The sequence below is a fragment of the Butyrivibrio sp. AE3006 genome (assembly GCF_000424165.1).
Taxonomy (GTDB): domain Bacteria; phylum Bacillota; class Clostridia; order Lachnospirales; family Lachnospiraceae; genus Butyrivibrio.
This window is the reverse complement of record NZ_AUJJ01000017.1, coordinates 84193-101281: the sequence shown is the minus strand read 5'-3', so window position 1 is coordinate 101281 and position 17089 is coordinate 84193. Positions and strand designations below refer to the sequence as shown.

Below are 17089 nucleotides of genomic sequence, written 5' to 3'. Positions count from 1 at the left end.
GAATTTTACATATAGCTACTACATTTTATTTATTTTTTATATGGAGGATTATTAAAAATGGCAGTAAAAATTAGACTTAAGAGAATTGGTAAAAAGAAGGTTCCTTTTTATCGTATCGTTGTTTCTGATTCTAAGTTCCCTGTAAGCGGCAAGTTCATCGAGGAGATCGGAACTTACGATCCTAACACAGATCCCAGCACATGCAAGGTTAACGAGGAGCTCGCTAAGAAGTGGCTCAGCAACGGTGCTCAGCCTACAGACGTAGTTAAGAAGATCTTCAAGCAGGCTGGTATTAAATAATTACCGGACGAGACTTTTTAGCTTAGTATAATAAAACTAGGGGAAAATTCATGAAAGAATTGGTAGAAGTAATTGCAAAGTCTCTGGTTGACAATCCGGATGAGGTTGTTGTAAACGAGAAAAAAGATGGCCGAAACATCATTTTAGAGCTGCATGTTGCACCCTCTGACATGGGTAAAGTTATCGGCAGACAGGGAAGGATTGCAAAGGCTATTCGCTCTGTTGTTAAGGCAGCATCTACCAGAGAGAATCTTAAAGTTGATGTCGAGATAGTTGATTGATTATCAATTGGACAGAAACCGATAATACTTACAGCCGGATAAAGTTTGTGCTTTATTCGGCTGATTTAAATTAAAAGAGGTTTTTAATGAATTTTTATATTATGACACTTTTTCCCGATATGGTTCTTTCGGGACTTAAGACCAGCATAATCGCCAGAGGCATCGATAATGGATATATCAATGTGGAGGCCTACAATATCAGAGATTATGCTGATAATAAACATAATAAGGTGGATGATTACACCTATGGAGGCGGTGCCGGAATGCTTATGCAGGCGCAGCCTATTTACAGCTGCTATCAGGACATAATGAAGCATATAAAAGAGAAGGATCCTGATGCTGAGGTAAGAGTTGTGTATGTAACACCTCAGGGAAGTGTCTTTAATCAGAACATGGTAAGAGAGTTTTCAGGTTCAGAGAACATCATCTTTTTATGCGGACATTATGAAGGTATAGATGAGAGAGTCTTAGAAGAGATTGTTACTGATTATGTTTCAATCGGTGATTATGTGCTGACAGGCGGTGAGCTTCCGGCGATGGTTATGATAGATGCCATATCAAGGCTTGTTCCCGGAGTTTTGAATAACGAAGAGTCAGCTCAGACAGAATCATTTGATGACGGACTTTTGGAATATCCTCAGTATTCAAGACCTGAAGTATGGATGGATAAAAAGGTTCCTGCTGTGCTTTTGTCAGGTAACCATGCCAATGTTGACGTATGGCGTTTTGAGAAATCTCTTGAAAGAACTAAAGAGAGACGCCCTGAATTATACGATAAATACGTGGAGACACATCCCGATGAATTCACTCCGAAAAATCTAAAGAAGAGACGGAAGATTCTTGACAGAATAGCAGAAGCGGAAGAAAATTAATTTATATTGTAACAGTGTGTTTTACATAAATACGAGCATAGGAGCGATAATTTGACAGAATATTTTGTTGTTGGTGTTATAGCATCTACTCATGGTCTTAAGGGAGAAGTTAATGTTTTTCCTACAACGGATGATCCCCAGAGATTTAAGAAGCTTAAGAAGGTAATTCTTGATACAGGCCGTGAGGGTAAAAAAGAACTTAATATCGAGAAGGTTCGATTTGGTAATAAATTCGTTATCGTTAAGTTCAAGGAATTTAATGATATTTCTGAGGTGGAGCGCTTTAGGAGCAAAGAACTCATTGTAAGCAGAGAGGATGCCATAAAGCTTGAACCCGGTGAATACTACCTTGCAGACCTCGAAGGCATGAAGGTGGTTGACGAAGATGGAAATGAACTTGGAACCATTATCAGGGTTATCCAGACCGGAGCCAATGATGTATATGAGATGAAAAAGGCAGATGCATCCGCGGTTTCAGAGGGGGATGACACTGTGATGATCCCCGGAATCAAAGAGTGCGTTAAAAATATTGATATAGAAAATAAAGTAATGACCATTCATATTATGGACGGATTATTTGATTAATACAGGCTATCGTGACTTAGACCGCGATGAGCTGTCATTTTACAGGAGGAAAAGCTATGGTTGATTACACAGAAGGTGCCGGCTATCAGTATCATATTCATTTAAAAGAAGGAGATGTGGGACGTTACGTGATTCTTCCCGGAGATCCCGGACGCTGCGAGAAAATCGCTGCATATTTTGATGATGCCAGGCAGGTTGCTTATAACAGAGAGTACAATACCTACACTGGCTATCTTGATGGCGAGAAGGTCAGTGTTGTTTCTACAGGTATTGGCGGTGCTTCTGCATCCATCGCTGTGGAAGAGCTCCATAAAATCGGAGCAGATACCTTTATCAGAGTTGGTACCTGCGGCGGAATGCAGCTTGATGTAATGGGCGGAGATCTTATTGTGGTTAACGGTGCTGTTAGAGCCGAGGGCACTTCAAAAGAGTATGCGCCTATTGAATATCCTGCTGTTGCAACCTTTGAGATTACTGATGCTCTTAAGAGAGCTGCAGAAGAGCTGGGACTTAGGCATCACGTAGGTGTGGTTCAGTGTAAGGATGCTTTCTATGGACAGCACGAGCCTGAGACAAAGCCTGTTTTCTATGAGCTTGAGAATAAATGGGAAGCTTGGAAAAGATGCGGCTGCCTTGGATCAGAGATGGAATCTGCTGCACTGTTCATCGTAGGCCAGTGGCTCAGAGCCAGATGCGGCGCTGTGATGCTCACTGTAGCCAATCAGGAGAGAGCAAAAGCAGGGCTTGATAATCCCCAGGCCCATGATACAGACAGCGCTATAAGAACAGCAATCCTTGCCATTAGGAAGCTTATCGCTGAGGATAAGAAAAATAAATAAAATTTCGTATTAAAAACGGCGTTTTTAGGGATAAATAAAGTAAAAAACCTTGACGCGGCAGGAAGATATATGTTATCATCTTGTATGTTGCGAAAATGACGGTCCTCTGGTATGTAACAATATTTAAGAACGTCCATTTATATAGTATAGGAGAAAGCAAATGAATACAATCATTGCAGAGATCGAGAAGGAACAGCTGAACGCACAGGCTCCTGAGTTCAACACAGGTGATACAGTTCGTGTTCACAACAAGATCAAAGAAGGAAACCGTGAAAGAGTACAGGTTTTCGAAGGAACTGTTAAGAAGATTCAGGGCGGAAGCAACCGTTGCACATTTACAGTTCGTAAAATTTCTAACGGTGTAGGCGTTGAGAAGACATGGCCCCTTCACTCACCTCTCATTGAGAAGGTTGAGGTTGTGAGAATGGGTAAGGTTAGAAGAGCTAAGCTTAACTACCTTAAAGGCCTCACAGGTAAGAAGGCAAAGGTCAAGGAAAAGGTTCGCTAAGAACATTCCACGAAAAGGCAGTTACTATTATAGTATCTGCCTTTTTTTATCTTATAGCTTCGGAATTTCTATAAGATAAGAACTCCATATCTTTGATAGGAAAATGCGATGTTTAGACGAAAGAAATATCATTCACTTTTTCATGAGAAGAAAAAAATAGTTACCCCTGAGCTCCTTAGGGAGATTTTTTCATGGGGATTTTATACAGTATTTGCGGTATTTATTGCTTTGCTGCTGGTTATGGCTTTTGGTAAAAGAGTAAGAGTTATTGGTGATTCCATGGAGCCTTCTCTTTTCAACAGCCAGAGCGTTCTTGTGGACAGAGTTATATTTAAATTCTTTGCGCCGAAAAAAGATGATGTAATAGTTTTTTTGCCAAACGGTAATGAGAAATCTCACTACTATATCAAGAGAGTTGTGGCTGTCCCCGGCGAGACCGTGAAGATCACAGACGGTAATCTTGTGGTTAATGGCGAAGTAGTGAGTAATGATGAGCACGAATATGATAAAATGAAAGAAGCAGGAATTGCTGAAAACGAAATTAAACTTGATAATGGCGAGTTCTTTGTGCTTGGAGATAACAGAAACAGCAGTGAGGACAGCAGAAGTGCCAATATCGGTGTAGTTAAGCAGTCCATGATAGCCGGAAAAGCCTGGTTTTGCTATGGTAAAAGCGAAGGCAAGGGCGGCTTTGTGAATTAAAGGAAGATTTAGATGAATAATTATCAATGGTATCCGGGACATATGACCAAGGCTATGCGAATGATGCAGGAGAACATCGGCCTTGTTGATGTCATCATTGAACTGACTGATGCCAGAATTCCAATGGCAGGCAGGAATCCTGATATTGATAAGCTTGGTCAGAACAAATCAAGACTTGTAATACTTAATAAGTGCGATCTTGCAGATCCGGAAGTTAATAAGGAATGGGTTAAGTACTTTGAAGATCAGGGTATCCGTGTAATGGAGATGAATTCCAAAGAAAACGGCCGTGTCAGACAGGTACTTGATCAGGTAACAGAGAGCTGCCGAGAGAAGATTGAGAGAGATAAAAAAAGAGGTATCGTCAACAGGCCCATTAGAGCTATGGTCGCTGGTATACCCAATGTTGGTAAGAGTACCTTTATCAATAAGATTTCAGGCAAAGCTGCAGCCAAGACCGGAAATAAACCCGGTGTTACCAAGGGTAAACAGTGGATAATGCTCGGTAAGAATTTGCAGCTTCTTGATACTCCCGGTGTCTTGTGGCCTAAGTTTGAGGATGAGGTAGTAGGACTTAACCTTGCGCTTATCGGTTCCATGAATGATGAGAATCTTGATAAGAATGAGCTTGCAGTTGAGCTCATTAGGAAGCTTGAAAAATGGTATCCTCAGACCATAACTGAGAAGTATCAGGTAACTGAGCAGCAAAAGCTTCTCTATGAAGAGGATCAGTACGAGACTCCCGAGTCATCTATTCTGACTGCCATAGCGCAGAACAGGAAGCTGATAAAGCAGGGAGGAAAGCCTGATATAGATAGAGCTAGTGCACTGCTTCTGGATGATTTCAGAAACGGAAGACTTGGAAAAATATCATTGGAGAGACCATAAATGGGAGCAAGAACTAAAGAATTTTTAAAAAGTGCCGGAAGTACAATATTAACAGTAGTAGTCATTGTTCTGCTGACTATGCTGTTTATGAAATTTGTAGCTCAGAGAACTGATGTTGACGGTGAATCTATGATGTACACCCTTCATGACGGAGATGCGCTCATAGCTGATAAGCTTACTTACAGATTCAGTGATCCCAAGAGATTTGATATTATTATTTTCCCTTATGCAGGAGATCCTGAGAGTTATTTTATCAAGAGAATTATCGGACTTCCCGGCGAGACAGTTCAGATCGATTATGATGGCAATATTTATATCAACGGCGAACTTCTTGAGGAATCCTACGGTGCAGAGGTTATAAAAGACCCCGGAAGAGCGGCTGAGCCTGTGACACTGGGTGAAGATGAATACTTTGTAATGGGTGATAACCGAAACTACAGCTTTGATTCCAGAGAACCGGCTGTAGGTAATATCAAGAGAGAAGATATCATCGGAAGAACCTTTATAAGAGTATTTCCGTTCTCCTCATTTGGTTTTATAGACAAAAAACAAAAATAAATTATTACAGGATGAGATTATGGCTATTCAAATAGCAGAGATTAAAAAAGAACTGGCATCGATTGGTGAGATTGATGCCTATCGTTCTTTTATTGAGAAATATAGTGATGATGAGCGTCAGGGTGTTAAGAACCTGATAGAATCCGCTAATAAAAAAATAGCAGCTGTTCAGGCTGAATTGGCTAGATTAGAGAAGATGCGTGAATTTGAGAATGCGCATCCGGATCTTCAGTTTATCTGCGGCATTGATGAAGTTGGAAGAGGACCTTTGGCAGGACCTGTGTACGCAGCAGCTGTTGTACTTCCCAAAGATTGTAAGATCTTATATATTAACGATTCTAAGAAATTATCCGAAAAAAAGAGAGAAGAGCTTTACTCTGAGATTATGGAGAAAGCTGTATCTGTTGGCATAGGTTTTTCCACCCATGAGAGAATTGATGAGATAAATATCCTGCAGGCTACCTATGAGGCTATGGCTAAGGCTGTATCCGAGCTTACGGTAAAACCTGAGTTACTACTTCTTGATGCTGTACATGTTCCTCAGCTTGAAGAGTACAAACAGGAATCAATCATCAAGGGTGATGCTAAAAGTGTTTCCATTGCAGCAGCAAGTATCGTTGCCAAGGTTACAAGGGACCACCTTATGGAAGAATATGACAGACAATATCCCGGTTATGGTTTTGCCTCCAATAAAGGCTATGGAGCTGAGGCACACATAAAAGCCTTAAAGGAAATCGGACCCTGTCCTATTCACAGAAGAAGCTTTATAAAGAACTTTATCTAACAAGACTACGAAAGAGAGCCTGAATGAGCAATGTCAGTGGATTAACTTCAAATAGGCCTCTGGTGCAGGTTGATGGAAGAATAGTTAATCAAAATGCGTCAAGAGAGCAGACATCGGCGCGCTCGCTGGAAACAGGTGAGAGGATAAATGGCAAGATCATATCTCTCACAGACGAGGGCGGTACTAAAAATGCCCAAATCAGGCTGGGTGACGATTCAGTCATAAGTGCCAAGCTTCAGGAAGGCATGTCTCTGAAAGAGGGACAGTATGTCTCCTTTGAAGTAAGAGGGACATCTAACAGTCAGATCACTCTGACTCCTTTATATGAAAATACTTCTATAGATCCTACAGCGCTTAAAGCTTTGACCGCTGCAGGACTTGAGCCTACGGAAAGCAATCTTGAGATGGTTAAGACCATGATGGAGAACGGAATGTCCATTGATAAGGATTCCGTCATTTCCATGAACCACCTCATAGCTTCCAATCCAGACACACCGGTATCATCTTTGGTACAGATGAAGGCTCTGAATATCCCCGTTAATGATCAGAATATTCAGCAATTTGAGAGCTACAAGAATTATGAGCATCAGGTAGTGGAGACCATGGACTCCATTATGGATGAGCTGCCTTCAGCTTTTAATGAGCTTGTACAAAAAGGGGACGGCGAATCAGCAAATAAACTTTATGGCGATATTCTGAAAATGATTTCGGATGGCATGGAGCAAATGGAAAATACCGCCGCAGCTGCAGATGGAGCAAAGGCCCATGGCGCTGCAAACGCCATGGAGGCTGCTCAGAATCCGTCAGGTGGAAATGCTGTAAATCCTGAGAGTGCAGAGCTTTTACTTAATCCTGAAGCAGAAGAAAACGCCGAAACTTTTGCAAATGCAGAGACTACTAAAAATGGTGCATTGCAGGGAGAAATATCCTCAGAAACTCAGCAGGTTCAGGAGAAAAATCCCGGTACCAATTCTGTTCTTGGATCCCTTGAAGAACTAGCTGAAGAAGAGCAGGATGCCGGCCAGGGCAAAGCTGTGCAGAATCAGTCTGATGCCGGTAAAGCACAGCAGGCAGAGGTAAATCCCAAAAACGTCACACTTAGTAATGATTTCGCTAATCTTGTTAAAAATATACAGACAGAGACCAAGTTCGCAGGCCCTGAGATGATGAAGCTTGTAGCCCAGGCAGGTGGTCAGGGCACAGCAGAAATTGATGAAGCTGCGCTTATGAAGGAGCTGGCAAAAGCATATTCCGGAAGTGAAAATACCAATGATGCTACCGCAAATGCTTTTCAGAAGCTCTTTGGCAGCAATGAATATAATAAGCTTATGAAGGATGCAATCCGCGATCAGTGGATGCTTGAGCCTTCTGATGTAAGCAGTAAAGAGAATGTCGAGAGTCTTTATAACAGACTTAACGCCCAGGCTAAGCAGCTTGGAGAGACCCTTACCAATACCCTTGGAGCTGAGTCAAAGGCAGCTCAGAGCGCTAATTCACTGATGAACAATATTGACTTCATGAATGAGCTTAATCACATGTTTAATTACGTACAGCTCCCTCTTAAGATGGCTGATCAGGATGCCCACGGTGATCTTTATGTATACTCCAACGGCAAACGGAAATTCCAGCCGGGAGAAACAGTAAGTGCGATACTTCATCTTGATCTCGATAATCTGGGACCTTTGGATGTCTATGTAAAAATGAAGGACAATAATGTTAAGACCAATTTTTATGTGGCAGATGAGAGCGTTCTGGATCTTATTGAAGAGCATATAGATATTTTGAATGAGAGATTAAATAAACGCGGCTACAACATGGAAGCAAGGATGATGCTTCATACAGATATGGATAACGACAGTGATGATGCTGCAGTTAGTGAGATGCTCGATGTGCGTAAAATGCCTGTGATCTCAATGCAGTCATTCGATGCGAGGGCATAACTTTAGGAAGAGGAAACATGGCTGAGAGCGGAAAAAACAAAGACGGAAAACCAAAACAAGCCATAGCGCTTGCATACGATCCAAACGAAGATGGCGCTCCCAGAGTCATTGCCAGTGGTAAAGGACAGCTTGCGGAGAAGATTATTGAGGCTGCCCAGGAGAAGGACATCCCGGTTCACGAGGACAGTAAGCTGGCAGATACGCTGTCCAAGCTGGAAATAGGCGAAATGATACCTCCTGAGCTCTATGAGGTTGTGGCTGAGATCCTGGTATTCGTAGATGCTATGGACAAAATTAGGGCCAAAGAAAAGCAAAATGTTGATATTTCGCAGTTTTAGGCCATAAAAAGCAAATTTGGAGTTATGTGATATAATTTTTTATATGAACAAAAGAGAAAAAGGAAACTATTTCGAAGAGCTTGCTTGCAGACACCTTGAAGAAAACGGTGCGCAGATCCTGTTTAGGAACTACAGATGCAGGTCAGGAGAAATAGATATAATTGCTAAAGACGGTAGATATATTTCATTTATTGAGGTAAAATACAGAACCGGAACTAAATTTGGTGTAGCCGAAGCGGCAGTTGATCTGCGCAAGCAGAAAACAATATGCCGCGTTTCTGATTTTTTCAGAAAGCAGAATAAAATGACGGCAGACACAGCGCAGCGATTTGATGTTGTTGCGATGATGCAGGACGATGACGGCATTGTGCATATTAAATGGCACAAGAATGCTTTTACATACATTCCTTTGAAAAAAGCATTTTATTGATTTACGGAGGTTAATGATTTGAAGCAAAATATTCTTGTTTGTGATGATGATAAAGAAATTGTTAATGCCATAAGCATCTATATGCAAAAGGAAGGCCTTAATGTCTTCACAGCATATAACGGACTTGAGGCAGTTAAGATTGTTGAGAATAATGACATTCACGTGGCTATAATCGATGTCATGATGCCTGTGATGGACGGCATTCAGTGCACCATGAAGATTCGAGAGATCAGCTCACTTCCCATAATCATGCTTTCTGCAAAATCCGAGGACGCAGATAAGATCCTTGGTCTTAATATTGGTGCAGATGATTATGTAACAAAGCCCTTCAATCCCCTTGAGCTTATTGCCAGAGTTAAGTCCAACCTTAGAAGATATACTCAGCTTGAGGTGAAGGAGCCTGAGGTTGAAGAGGAAGGAATTTACAAAGCAGGCGGTCTCGTGCTTAATGATAATATCCGCGTTGTCACTGTAGATGACGAGGTTATTAAGCTTACCAAGATCGAATACAATATTCTTTTGCTTTTGTTAAAAGATAAAGGCAAGGTTTTCTCTATCAATGAGATTTATGAGAATATCTGGAATGAAAACGCAGTAGCAGTAGATAACACTGTGGCTGTACATATCAGACATATTCGAGAAAAAATTGAAATAGATCCCAAGAATCCCAAATACCTTAAGGTAGTATGGGGTGTTGGTTATAAGATCGACACCGAGGGGAACTGATGCTTAAACGTTTATTTAGAAAAGATTCATTAACATGGTTCAGCAGAACTATACTAAGAACTTTCCAGCACCTCTGCCTTGCAATAGTTGTAGGTGCTATTTTCTATGTGCAGCACGGCTCAGTAATAAAAGGTGTGGATGGAACGGAGTATTCACTAAGAGAAGGTGATGCCGCTCCCAAATATGAGGATTCCGATTTCTTTAATACCATCCTCACTAACAAACTCCACGGAGTCGCAGAACTTGTGGGAATCAGTACCATGATCGAAACGGATGGACTGTATAATTCCGACAAGAAAATCGACGTTACAGCATTTGTTAACAGAAATTCCATGCTTCAGAGCGATTACATTACAGGTGTCTACAGGGTATCAGACCTTATCAAGTGGTCTCAGAACGGCTTTGAGTACGAGGAGAGAAGCTTCAGCGACAGTGATAGCAGCAAGTTCCTTGCTAATACCACGATTTATACTCACCTTATGAAAAATAACGCAGAAGGTGGTATGAACAGCTTTCTAAATTCCCAGATTGATAATAATACCGTCAGGACCAATATAAATGTTCCCACAGAAGGCAGTGACGCAGGAACCCATACGATTCTTTTATCCAGATATAAGACTATAAATGATGAGAATATCGAGGATATCGTTTCAACCTGGGAAGGCTACAATGAGCTTTGCGCCAACATCACAGAAGCCGCATCTACCATGGCTCTTAACTATGATACTTATTTTAATATTAAGGGCAAGCTGAACTTCGATAAGAGCAATTTCAGATATTACATCACAAGGACCATCAACGGTAAGACCGAGACCTATACCAATATTGAGGAACTAAGGAAAAATCCCAACGGTATAGATATAGGGGAGAAATTCAGATCCTACGGAAAATATATTTATTTTTGCCCATACGATCTACAGTATTCATCCAATACCAAAATCGATGAGGCGAAGCTTAGAGAGATCTTAAGTAACTATGATTACGCTTTCCCTGATCAGATGAAATATTACTTCGCAGTTGATACTGAGAAGTACCCAAGCAGTGATGATTTCACCATTGGCCGCGACGCATTTCGCAGATATATTCCTTACTATAAACAGCTCTATGTGATGATAATCATCTTTATGTTTATCTATTTTGTTATTATAGTTCATCTGATAATCTGCGAAGGACATGTGGAATATCAGGATGGTACCTATGGCGGAGTAGAAAGACTGGATGTTTTTCCTATAGAGATCACGATAATTCTTGCAGCACTTGGAACCTTCTTCTTTTTCTGGGGATTCCATTATGTTTTTGAATTCTCGCCTATTGTTGCTGCAAGTACCACGTATTCTGCTGTATTATTGGGCTTTTTCACTTTCCTTGCGGATAATGCGTTTTCATATGGTTTATACGGACTTGTAAGGAAGATAAAAACAAAGACCTTATATCGAACTTCTCTTGTTAAGAAAGGCGTAGATCTTTTCCATAAGGTGTCAGAGAAAATGAGTATGCGACAGAACATGTTTATAATTACTGTCGTACCTTATGTACTGTCAACCTTTATGAATTTTTACCTCGTAATTTATCATGGGTTTGCCGGTATTATTATTGCGCTAATCCTGGATATCGTCATCGGTATTTATGTCGTTAACATAAACAATGACAAGGTTATCATCTACGAAGCTCTAAAGAAGATAGGAAACGGTGAGATTGATGTAAAAATTGATCTGAACAAGGTTCATGGCGGTAATCTGTTTATTGCAAAGGAGCTTAATAATATCGTTCATTCCGTTGAGGATGCAGTAAACAGAAGTATGAGAGATGAGAAGCTAAAGGCTGACCTTATCACAAACGTATCTCATGATATTAAGACGCCTCTTACTTCCATCATCAACTATGTTGATCTTTTAAAGCGAGAAAATATTGAGGATGAGAGAGTACGAGATTACATCAGTATTCTTGAGAATAAATCACAGAGACTGAGACAGCTTACAGACGATCTGGTGGAAGCTTCTAAGATTTCTTCCGGAAATATCACGCTCCATATGGAGAGGATCAATTTTGCGGAGATTATAAAACAGACTCTTGGCGAATTCTATGAGAAGCTTGAAGACAGCGATCTTACAGCAATACTTAAATGTGAAAAGTATAATGTGATGATCGATGCCGATCCAAGACAGCTTTTCAGAGTAATTGAGAATCTTATCAATAACGTATGCAAGTACGCACTTACGAGTACCAGAGTTTATCTTGATCTTGATGTTACAGAGGATGAAGAGGGCAAAAATCTTGCCACATTCTCAATCAAGAACATTTCAAGAAATGAGCTCAATATAAAAGCTGAAGAATTAACTGAGAGATTTATTCGAGGTGACATTTCCAGAAGTACAGAGGGCAGCGGACTTGGACTTTCAATTGCACAGAGCCTTACAGAAGCTATGGGTGGAAAATTCAGCATCATCCTTGATGGAGATCTTTTTAAAGTTAATGTCATGTTCTATACCGATGAATTCGGAGATGGAAATCCTTCCACTGAGCAGATAGAAGTTACAAAAACAAAATAATGGAAAATAAAATAATAGAAAATAAAAATCGGGAAGCATATCACAATGCCTCCCGATTTTTGTCAGATAAAGATTTTGCGAACAAAATCCGATTTTTTGATTTTAGATTTCTGCCTTATCATTAACCTTTTTAAGGAGATCCTGAATGGACTCTGTAGGTGTGATAACATAGCTGAGACTTGCATCATGGTTAACGAAATCGATCACAGTTGCAAGGAACTTACTCATATCTGCTACGATGTAGTAAGGTCTGTCAGCATATTCAGGGTTCTGGTAGATAAGATTGGTTGTAATAAGAGCATCAAAAGCGCCTTCTTCATAACCCTTATCAAATATGTCTATACCATTTGTGAAAAGACCGAAGGTAGTGCAAATGTAAACACGCTTAGCTCCTCGTTTTTTCAGCTGCTTTGAGGTATCGATCATGCTTGAACCTGAGGAGATCATATCATCGATGATGATAACATCCTTGCCTTCGATGTCGTCGCCCAGGTACTCGTGAGCAACGATGGGGTTGGAGCCGTTAACTACCTTGGAGTAGTCACGTCTTTTGTAGAACATACCTGTATTTACACCAAGAACGTTGGCGAAATATACGGCTCTGTCCAAAGCTCCCTCATCAGGACTTATTACGGTAAGATTGTTTTTATCTACAACAAAGTCTTCAATGTTTGTAATAAGTGATTTGAAGAACTGAGGTGATGCCATGAAGTTATCAAAGCCTGAAATAGGAGCAGCATTTGAAATTCTGGGATCATGAGCATCAAAGGTCAGGAAATTGGTAATTCCCATTTCGTGAAGCTCTTTGAACATTACTGCTGCATCGAGAGATTCACGGTTATTTTTGTGGTGCTGTCTGCCCTCATAGAGGAAAGGCATAATGATATTGATTCGTCTTGCCTTACCGTTGATGGCAGCGATGACACGCTTAAGATCCTGATAGTGGTCATCCGGTGAATAGTAGTTGGTGTAGCCATGCATCTTGTAGGTAAGAGAGTGGTTCATAACATCAGCTAAGATGAAAACATCCTTACCTCTAATTGATTCAGTGAGAGTAACCTTACTTTCACCGCTTCCGAATCGGGGATTCTGATATGATACTCTGTAGTCATCCTTAACATAATCCCTGAATGCAGGATCACTTGGCAGAGTATGAAGTGCATGTCTGAATGAACAAAGATGTTCATTTACTTTATCGCCCAGATCTTTTGCTGAATCCATAACGATCAGTGCAAGAGGGGCTACTGGAATAAGTGATTCTAATTTATGAAAATCCGGCATTTTGACTCCTATCAAAATAATTCATATTTTTCCGAGTACTATCTTATGTTATATTATACTGACACGTCAAGAAAATTCATGTATAATCGTGTGATGAAGGGATAATATATGAACAATAACGGACATCTTATCAAAAGTGTATTAAAGGGAAGTATTGCCGAGGAGATGGATATCACTCCCGGTGACAGACTTATTTCCATTAATGGTACTTTGATTGAAGATATATTTGATTATCAATATATGGTTCAGGATGAGGAGCTGGTTCTTCTCATAAGGAAACCTGACGGTGAAGAATGGGAAATTGATGTAGAGAAATACTATGACGAGGATCTGGGTATCGAATTTGACAACGGTCTCATGGATGACTACAGATCCTGCAGCAATAAATGTATTTTCTGCTTTATAGATCAGATGCCTCCCGGAATGAGGGAGACCCTGTATTTTAAGGATGACGATGCGAGACTTTCTTTTTTACAGGGGAATTATGTTACACTTACCAATATGAGTGATCATGATATCGACAGGATTTTGAAATATCATTTATCACCTATAAATGTTTCTTTCCAGACCACTAATCCTGAGCTTCGTTGCAAGATGCTGAACAACAGATTCGCCGGAGAAGCCCTTAAAAAGGTGGACAGACTTGTGGCTGGGGACAGCGGCATAGAGATTAATGGTCAGATTGTTCTCTGCAAAGGTGTTAACGACAAAGAAGAGCTTCACAGGTCCCTTTCAGATCTGTATAAATACAGACCCAATCTTAAGAGCGTTTCAGTTGTACCTGTGGGCCTTTCAAAATTCAGAGAAGGCTTGTATCCACTTGAACCCTTTGAAAAAGACGATGCCCTTGAGGTAATCCGTGAAATAGAATACTGGCAGAATAAAGCCTTTGAAGAATACGGAGACCACTTTGTTCATGCATCTGATGAATGGTATATGATAGCACAGCTTCCGATTCCCGGCGCTGAGATTTATGATGACTACGGTCAGCTTGAGAATGGCGTGGGAATGGTAAGACTTCTTTTGGATGAGTTTGATGAGGCGCTTGCGGAGCTTAAAAGCGGTGCTTTTGAAGGCTTTGATCCAGGCAGCTTTAAGAGGAAGGTTTCTACAGCCAGCGGAAGACTTATTTATCCTTATATCTGTGAGATGGCAAGACGCCTTTCAGAGGTGGTTCCAGGGCTTGAAATTCATGTAAATGAGATAGTGAACAATTTCTTTGGTGAGAGAATCACTGTTACAGGCCTTCTTACAGGACAGGACATAATCGCTCAGCTTAAAGGCAGAGACCTTGGAGATACTCTGTTTTTACCACAGAATGTTCTTAGAGCAGGGGAGGATTATCTCCTTGATGATGTTCATATCGCTGATATCGAGAGAGAGCTTGAGATTAAGGTGGATATCCTAAAAAGCGGCGGAAGAGATTTCATTTTGGGTCTTCTTGGCCTTGATGGAAGTAATTGATAGCAGGATGGTAATTTTATGAAGAGAAAAAATATTGTAGCGGTCGTAGGTCGACCGAATGTAGGAAAAAGTACATTTTTCAATGCGGTAGCAGGTAAGAATATCTCTATTGTAGAGGATACTCCCGGTGTTACCAGAGACAGAATATATATAGATGTGGAATGGCTTGACTGGAATTTCACTCTTGTGGATACAGGTGGTATTGAGCCTGATTCCAATGATACGATTCTCACGCAGATGAGAGATCAGGCAGAGATAGCGATCGAGACTGCTGATGTCATTATTTTCATGTGTGATGTTAAGCAGGGACTTACCGATGCGGATTCTCAGGTTGCAGATATGCTTAGGAAATCAGGTAAGCCCATCGTTCTTTGCGTAAACAAGGTTGACAGCTTCAAGAGAGATAATCTTGATGTTTACGAGTTTTATAATCTTGGAATCGGTGATCCCTTCCCTATAAGTGCTACCAATAAGCAGGGAATCGGCGATCTTCTCGAGGAGGTTGTTAAGAATTTCAGCTCCAAGGGAAGCGAAGAGGAAGAAGATGATTCAATTCGCGTTGCTGTTATAGGTAAGCCCAATGTTGGTAAGAGCTCTATCATCAATAAGCTTTGCGGAGAGAACAGACTTATCGTATCGGATGTTGCAGGTACCACAAGAGATGCCATTGATACGGAGATCAAATATAATGGCAAGAAGTATACCTTCATTGATACTGCAGGACTTCGCAGGAAAAATAAGGTAAAAGAAAAGCTTGAAGAATATATGATCCTTAGAACCGTTACAGCAGTTGAGAGAGCAGATGTGGCTATCATCGTTATCAATGCAGATGAAGGTGTTACGGAGCAGGATGCCAAGATAGCAGGTATCGCCCACGACAGAGGTAAGGCAGTTATCATCGCTGTTAATAAGTGGGATCTTATTGAAAAAGATAACAAGACAGTGAACGAGTTCACTAAGGATGTCAGAAATACATTATCTTTCATGCAGTATGCAGAGCTTATATTCATTTCTGCAGAGACAGGTCAGCGTCTTGTTAAGTTGTATGATATGATAGATATGGTCAGCGAGAACCATGCTATGCGTGTTGCTACAGGTGTTCTTAACGAGATCATGATGCAGGCGGTTGTAATGCAGCAGCCTCCGTCAGATAAAGGTAAGATGCTTAAGCTCTATTACATCACACAGGCTGCGGTTAAACCACCGACCTTTGTTATTTTCGTAAATGATAAGAAACTGATGCATTTCTCATATACCAGATATATTGAGAATCAGATCAGAGCATCATTTGGCTTTAAGGGGACGCCTCTTAAATTCATTATAAGAGAGCGTAATAACGACAAATAAATCCGTGGGGGAGGAAAAAGAAGTGATAAGATTGTTGTGTCTGCTGATAGGATATGTTTTTGGCATGTTCCAGACAGCTGTATTGTACTGCAGACTTAAGGGGGTTGACATCAGGAATGTTGGAAGCGGCAATGCCGGAACTACCAACACTTTGAGAGTCATGGGAGCCAAAGCCGGATTTACTGTGCTTTTTGGCGATATGCTTAAGTGCTATCTTGCTGTTAAGCTGGTTCAGCTTTTTGTGGGACCGATGCTTCTTGGAGACAGCTTTCCACAGATGAAGTATCTCCTTATGATTTATACAGCATGCGGAGCTGTTCTTGGACATGATTTTCCCTTCTATCTGAAATTCAAAGGAGGAAAGGGAATCGCCTGCACAGCAGGAAACATCATTGCTTTTGGTTGGAAATACGTTATTGTAGGCCTTTTGGCTTTTCTTGTTCCTTTTAATATTACACACTATGTATCTTTGGGATCTTTGATTTTATATTCAGGTTTCTTTATTGAGCTCGTAATCATGGGGCAGCTTGGATTTTTGGGAATGCCTCAGAATTATCTTATAGAGATGTACATAATAGCTTTCCTGATGACAGCCCTGGCTTTTTATCAGCACAGAGCCAATATCAAGAGACTATTGCAGCATTGCGAGAGAAAAACTTATATTTTCAAGAAAAATAAAACAGAATAACCTGTAAGG

Annotated in this window: 19 protein-coding genes; 18 read left to right on the top strand and 1 reads right to left on the bottom strand. The window is 40.7% G+C overall.

Going from position 1 to position 17089, the window contains the following annotated elements:
* The first annotated feature begins 57 nt into the window (after window positions 1-57).
* From rpsP to G603_RS0109540, 15 genes are all read left to right on the top strand, one after another.
* Window positions 58-300 (top strand): 30S ribosomal protein S16, encoded by a 243-nt coding sequence (gene rpsP, locus G603_RS0109610; RefSeq protein WP_026525747.1) that lies wholly within the window; start codon window positions 58-60, stop codon window positions 298-300.
* Window positions 301-350: 50 nt separating this feature from the next.
* Entirely contained in the window at window positions 351-581 is a 231-nt protein-coding gene (locus G603_RS0109605) for a KH domain-containing protein (protein WP_026494794.1), read from the top strand.
* Window positions 582-667: 86 nt separating this feature from the next.
* Window positions 668-1453 carry a tRNA (guanosine(37)-N1)-methyltransferase TrmD gene (gene trmD / locus G603_RS0109600; RefSeq protein WP_026670099.1) on the top strand — a complete coding sequence of 262 codons (786 nt, stop codon included), beginning with the start codon at window positions 668-670 and terminating at the stop codon, window positions 1451-1453.
* Between the two features lie 51 nt (window positions 1454-1504).
* Window positions 1505-2038 (top strand): ribosome maturation factor RimM, encoded by a 534-nt coding sequence (gene rimM / locus G603_RS0109595; RefSeq protein ID WP_026670098.1) that lies wholly within the window; start codon window positions 1505-1507, stop codon window positions 2036-2038.
* A 56-nt stretch (window positions 2039-2094) separates the two neighbouring features.
* A complete protein-coding gene (gene udp, locus G603_RS0109590; protein ID WP_026670097.1) occupies window positions 2095-2877 on the top strand; it encodes a uridine phosphorylase in 783 nt (260 codons plus the stop codon).
* Window positions 2878-3037: 160 nt separating this feature from the next.
* Entirely contained in the window at window positions 3038-3385 is a 348-nt protein-coding gene (gene rplS, locus G603_RS0109585) for a 50S ribosomal protein L19 (RefSeq protein WP_026494790.1), read from the top strand.
* 108 nt (window positions 3386-3493) lie between these two features.
* Window positions 3494-4087, top strand: a complete 594-nt coding sequence (gene lepB / locus G603_RS0109580; RefSeq protein ID WP_026670096.1) for a signal peptidase I — start codon at window positions 3494-3496, stop codon at window positions 4085-4087.
* A gap of 12 nt (window positions 4088-4099) precedes the next feature.
* The gene (gene ylqF, locus G603_RS0109575; RefSeq protein ID WP_026525742.1) at window positions 4100-4975 is read left to right on the top strand and encodes a ribosome biogenesis GTPase YlqF; all 876 of its coding nucleotides are present in this window, start codon (window positions 4100-4102) and stop codon (window positions 4973-4975) included.
* Window positions 4976-5533 (top strand): signal peptidase I, encoded by a 558-nt coding sequence (lepB, locus tag G603_RS0109570; protein ID WP_026670095.1) that lies wholly within the window; start codon window positions 4976-4978, stop codon window positions 5531-5533.
* Between the two features lie 19 nt (window positions 5534-5552).
* Window positions 5553-6317, top strand: a complete 765-nt coding sequence (locus tag G603_RS0109565) for a ribonuclease HII (protein ID WP_081669882.1) — start codon at window positions 5553-5555, stop codon at window positions 6315-6317.
* A 23-nt stretch (window positions 6318-6340) separates the two neighbouring features.
* Window positions 6341-8257, top strand: a complete 1917-nt coding sequence (fliK, locus tag G603_RS0109560; protein ID WP_026670093.1) for a flagellar hook-length control protein FliK — start codon at window positions 6341-6343, stop codon at window positions 8255-8257.
* A gap of 17 nt (window positions 8258-8274) precedes the next feature.
* On the top strand, window positions 8275-8595 hold the full coding sequence (locus G603_RS0109555; protein WP_026525738.1) for an EscU/YscU/HrcU family type III secretion system export apparatus switch protein: 321 nt from the start codon (window positions 8275-8277) through the stop codon (window positions 8593-8595).
* 43 nt (window positions 8596-8638) lie between these two features.
* The gene (locus G603_RS0109550; RefSeq protein ID WP_026525737.1) at window positions 8639-9025 is read left to right on the top strand and encodes a YraN family protein; all 387 of its coding nucleotides are present in this window, start codon (window positions 8639-8641) and stop codon (window positions 9023-9025) included.
* Window positions 9026-9043: 18 nt separating this feature from the next.
* Window positions 9044-9751, top strand: a complete 708-nt coding sequence (locus G603_RS0109545; protein ID WP_026670092.1) for a response regulator transcription factor — start codon at window positions 9044-9046, stop codon at window positions 9749-9751.
* On the top strand, window positions 9751-12300 hold the full coding sequence (locus G603_RS0109540) for a sensor histidine kinase (RefSeq protein ID WP_026670091.1): 2550 nt from the start codon (window positions 9751-9753) through the stop codon (window positions 12298-12300). Before G603_RS0109545 ends, G603_RS0109540 begins: the two co-directional genes overlap by 1 nt.
* Before the next feature lie 102 nt (window positions 12301-12402).
* Here G603_RS0109540 and G603_RS0109535 read toward each other — a convergent pair whose 3' ends face one another.
* Window positions 12403-13581 (bottom strand): ribose-phosphate pyrophosphokinase, encoded by a 1179-nt coding sequence (locus G603_RS0109535; RefSeq protein ID WP_026670090.1) that lies wholly within the window; start codon window positions 13579-13581, stop codon window positions 12403-12405.
* A 108-nt stretch (window positions 13582-13689) separates the two neighbouring features.
* Here G603_RS0109535 and G603_RS0109530 point away from each other — a divergent pair, with 108 nt between their 5' ends.
* From G603_RS0109530 to plsY, 3 genes are read left to right on the top strand one after another with little or no spacing between them, the layout of a single operon-like run.
* Window positions 13690-15045: a DUF512 domain-containing protein gene (locus tag G603_RS0109530; RefSeq protein WP_026670089.1), complete on the top strand. Its 1356-nt coding sequence runs from the start codon at window positions 13690-13692 to the stop codon at window positions 15043-15045.
* A gap of 18 nt (window positions 15046-15063) precedes the next feature.
* Window positions 15064-16392: a ribosome biogenesis GTPase Der gene (gene der, locus G603_RS0109525; RefSeq protein ID WP_026525732.1), complete on the top strand. Its 1329-nt coding sequence runs from the start codon at window positions 15064-15066 to the stop codon at window positions 16390-16392.
* Between the two features lie 22 nt (window positions 16393-16414).
* Window positions 16415-17080: a glycerol-3-phosphate 1-O-acyltransferase PlsY gene (gene plsY / locus G603_RS0109520; RefSeq protein ID WP_026670088.1), complete on the top strand. Its 666-nt coding sequence runs from the start codon at window positions 16415-16417 to the stop codon at window positions 17078-17080.
* Window positions 17081-17089 lie beyond the last annotated feature (9 nt).